This window comes from Oleiagrimonas sp., from assembly GCF_027858935.1.
GTDB lineage: Bacteria > Pseudomonadota > Gammaproteobacteria > Xanthomonadales > Rhodanobacteraceae > Oleiagrimonas.
The window spans coordinates 1-2,471 of record NZ_JAQIBU010000037.1 but is presented as its reverse complement, the minus strand read 5'-3'; the positions used below and the strand labels follow the sequence as shown (position 1 = coordinate 2,471).

The following is a 2,471-nucleotide window of genomic DNA, read 5'->3' as shown; positions in this document are numbered from 1 at the left end:
TCGGGCTCGTAGGTCGCATCCTTGTTGGAGGCTCGATAGCGCCACGCGATGACGCCGATGGCAATCAGCACCGGCACGATGATCAGCGACATGATGATCACCGAGGCAATCATCAGGTCGCTTTGCTGACGCGCCACGTCGCCAGCCGGATGGAGCAGCACCATATTGCAGCCGCTGAGCATGAGCGCCAGCGGAAACAGCAGGAGGCCGCGTAGACGTTTTACGGACATGGATAGACTTGGGGGCATGGAGGGATCTACGTATGATACCGGCACTGCAAGATGATTCCGATGCGACACATTGTCTTCTGGCCGATTCGATGCAGCCGGTGCATCCTTATATAGCCCTTGAGTTGCAAATCGCATCGCATCGAGACCACCGTCCGGCCAGCCCAGGCGCTTGAACAAACCACGATATGCCGCCAGGCCGGCATCGCACCCACGGAAGCATCATGTCGACCAGCAACACCCAGCCCAATGAACACGCCAACGCGCTCTCGCCTTCCGAGATCGAGGAACATGGCGCTGCAGACATCACTCCGGGAGACATCTCCATCGGCGTGGTGATCGGCCGCATCTCCGAGTTCTTCGACTTCTTTGTCTTCGGCATTGCCTGCGCGCTGATTTTCCCGAAGGTCTTTTTCCCCTTCGCCAGTGAACTGACCGGCATCTTCTACTCGTTCACGATTTTCGCGCTGGCGTTCATCGCACGTCCGCTCGGGTCCTTGTTTTTCCTGATGCTGCACCGCGCATTCGGCCCTGGTCCCAAACTCACTGTAGCCTTGTTCCTGCTTGGCACCACGACCGCCGGGATTGCCTTTCTGCCGGGGTACGACTCGTTCGGCGTGTTCGCCATCGTTGCGCTCGCCCTGCTTCGCTTTGGCCAGGGGTTTGCCATTGGCGGCAGCTGGGACGGCCTGGCCTCGCTGCTCGCCCTCAACGCGCCGGGCAACCGTCGCGGCTGGTACGCGACGATTCCGCAGCTGGGCGCGCCGATCGGGTTCATCATGGCCGCGGGCCTTTTTGCCTACCTGCTGATCAGCCTGACACCGAGCGAGTTCTTCGACTGGGGCTGGCGGTATCCGTTTTTCGTGGCCTTTGCCATCAACGTGGTGGCCTTGTTTGCCCGGCTGCGGCTTGTGGTCGCGCCCCGGTACGCGAGAATGCTGGAACTTCGCGACCTTGAGCCGTCTCCAGTCGGCGAACTGGTGCGCTCGCAGGGCCGCGCCATCACGCTGGGTGCCTTCGCGCCACTGGCCAGTTACGCGCTGTTCCATCTGGTGACCATCTTTGCGCTTTCCTGGGCACTGCTGTTCACCAAGCAGAGCCCGGCAAGCTTCCTGCTGGTGCAGGTGGTTGGCGCCGCCATTGCCATCCCGTGCATGTTCCTGTCCGGATGGATCGCCGACCAATACGGCCGGCGCATGACGCTGGCGATCTTTGCCGTACTGATCGCGGTCTACAGCGGATGGACCCCACTCATGCTCGGCGGCGGCACCACCGAAAGCTATCTGTTCATCATCGTGGGTTTTGCCCTGCTTGGTTTTTCGCATGCGCAGGCGGCGGGCGCGGTGAACTCCAGCTTCCGCAGCCACTTCCGCTACACCGGCGCCCTGATCACCTCGGATCTGGGCTGGCTGTTCGGCGCGGGCTTTGCGCCCTTGGTGGCGTTGTCGCTGGCGATCTATCTGGGCGTGGGATACGTGGGCCTTTACCTGCTTTCGGGCGCGGTGGGCACGCTGGGCGCACTGTGGTTCAGCCGTGCGGGCGGACTGCCCAACGACTGAACTACGCCCTCCGAAAACGCGCCGGTCCGGCCTGCGTGGATTTGACACCCTCCCCTTTCCAGGGAGGGGATCGAGATGGACCAGCACGCCCAGGCGCGTGGATCCCCTGCCGCTGCGCGGCATCCCAGAGCCCCTTCCCCTGCAGCACGGGCATTTGTTGCGGTCGCCAGCAGGCAAGCAGCCGATCTGCGGCAATTGACTTCGACCATGCGGCGCCTTGATCGGGGGCGCCTCATTCCACCGTGACGGACTTGGCCAGGTTGCGGGGTTGGTCGACATCGGTCCCACGCAGCACGGCCACGTGATAGGCCAGCAGCTGCAACGGGATGGTGAATACCACCGGTGCGATGAACTCGCCCCCTGCGGGAACCTCCACCCGTGCGCCGCCGTTGCCGAGGCTGGACAGGTCCTCGCCCTGATTGGCGATGACCAGCAGCTCGCCGCCGCGCGCGCGCACTTCCTGGAGGTTGGACTTGAGCTTGTCCAGCAGGCGGTCGCCCGGAGCCACCGCGATCACCGGCATCTCCTCGTCCACCAGCGCCAGCGGGCCGTGCTTGAGCTCCCCTGCCGGATACGCCTCGGCGTGGATGTAGGAGATTTCCTTGAGCTTGAGCGCGCCTTCCTGGGCCACCGGGAACATCACGCCGCGACCCAGGAACAGGGCATGCTGGCAGTGCACCAGCTC

2 protein-coding genes and 1 pseudogene are annotated in these 2,471 nt (G+C 63.5%); 1 reads left to right on the top strand and 2 read right to left on the bottom strand.

Annotated elements, in window-relative coordinates; genetic code table 11:
- Positions 1–407, bottom strand: a pseudogene (locus PF446_RS01375) (hypothetical protein); the annotation flags it as partial.
- Between the two features lie 44 nt (positions 408–451).
- On the opposite strand from PF446_RS01375, the gene PF446_RS01370 reads away from it, so the two are divergent.
- The gene (locus tag PF446_RS01370; RefSeq protein ID WP_298068950.1) at positions 452–1,786 is read left to right on the top strand and encodes an MFS transporter; all 1,335 of its coding nucleotides are present in this window, start codon (positions 452–454) and stop codon (positions 1,784–1,786) included.
- A 232-nt stretch (positions 1,787–2,018) separates the two neighbouring features.
- Here the strand turns inward: PF446_RS01370 and PF446_RS01365 are convergent.
- Positions 2,019–2,471 (bottom strand): SIS domain-containing protein (locus tag PF446_RS01365; protein WP_298068948.1); only part of this gene is annotated, 453 nt, incomplete at its 5' end.

Coding starts and splice junctions, on each gene's coding strand:
- PF446_RS01370 (WP_298068950.1), top strand. CDS start 452: ATGTCGACCAGCAACACCCAGCCCAATGAACACGCCAACGCGCTCTCG.